Raw genomic sequence first — 1325 nt, forward strand, 5'->3', positions numbered from 1 at the left:
TGTCCGACCCGGATAGATAGGTAACGGAATGGACCGGATAGATGGGTGACAGTTTTCTTGTCCGCCGGGAGGACCGGCGATGGGATGGCGAGAGACTGGCATCATGGACGAGCGGCTTTTGTTTGTTGCGGCGTGTCTTGAGGATGAGGAGACGATGACGGGGCTTTGCGCGGCGTACGGGATCTCGCGCAAGACGGGCTACAAGTGGCTCGGGCGCTACCGTGAGATTGGGCCCGAGGGTCTGCGCGACCGGCCGCGGGCGCCGCTCAAGCACGGGCGAGCGACGCCGACTGCGGTTGTCGATCGGATCGTTGCGGAGAAGGAGGCTCATCCGCAGTGGGGTCCCAAGAAGATCGTTGCGCGGCTTTCGCGCCTGGAGGCTGGCATTGCCTGGCCGTCGGCCTCGACGGCGGGCGCGATCCTTTCGCGCTACGGTCTGGTGGGGCGGCGGCGGGCCCGCTGGAAGGGGGCTGGCAACGGCCCGTGGCCGCAGCCGGATGCGCCGAACGCGGTGTGGAGCGGCGATCACAAGGGCTGGTTCAGGACCGGCGACGGCTGGCGCTGCGAGCCGCTGACGGTGATGGACGCCAAGAGCCGTTATCTGCTGGCGCTGGAGGCGACCGGCTCGACCGGCGAACAGGAGGCCTGGCCGGTGTTCGAGCGGCTGTTTGGCGAGCACGGGCGCCCGAGCGCATCCGAACCGACAATGGTCCGCCCTTCGCGGCCGCCGGCATCACCGGGCTGACACCGCTGTCGCTGCGCTTCATCAAGCTCGGCATCACGCTGGAGCGCATCGACCCGGGCAAGCCGCAGCAGAACGGCGGGCACGAGCGCTTCCACCTGACCATGCTGCCGCTGGCCAAGGCGCCGGCGGCCGACCGGGCGGCGCAGGCCAGAAGGTTCGAGACGTTCCGGCGCGAGTACAACCATGAGCGTCCGCACGAGAGCCTCGGCATGGACACGCCGGTCGAGCACTACCGGCCCTCGCCGCGCAAAATGCCGGCAAGCCCGCCCGAGCCCGACTATCCGGCCGAGGCGGCGGTGCGCAGGGTGCGCCACAACGGCGCCGTCAAATGGCGCGGCGCCGAGGTCTATGTCTCGGCAACGCTGGCCGGCGAGCCGGTCGCCATCGAGGAGACCGAGACCGGCGAATGGGCGATGCGCTTCTACGCCCATCGCCTCGGCTTCATCGACGACAAGCGCGGCAGGCTGGTCCGCAAAACCGCCTTGCAACCCCGACCAGCCGGCGCTTTTGCGGACCAGCAGCGGGGAGAACTGTAACCCATGTATCCGGTTCAATCTGTTACCCATCCATCCGCTGGACA

Annotated in this window: 1 pseudogene; it reads left to right on the top strand. The window is 68.4% G+C overall.

The annotated features are described in order from the left end of the window. Window positions 1-79: 79 nt before the first annotated feature. Window positions 80-1281: pseudogene (locus tag RB623_RS30390) on the top strand (integrase core domain-containing protein). The last annotated feature ends 44 nt before the right edge of the window (window positions 1282-1325 follow it).

Origin of the sequence: Mesorhizobium sp. LHD-90 (genome assembly GCF_030929505.1) — a bacterium.
Taxonomy (GTDB): Bacteria; Pseudomonadota; Alphaproteobacteria; order Rhizobiales; family Rhizobiaceae; genus Kumtagia.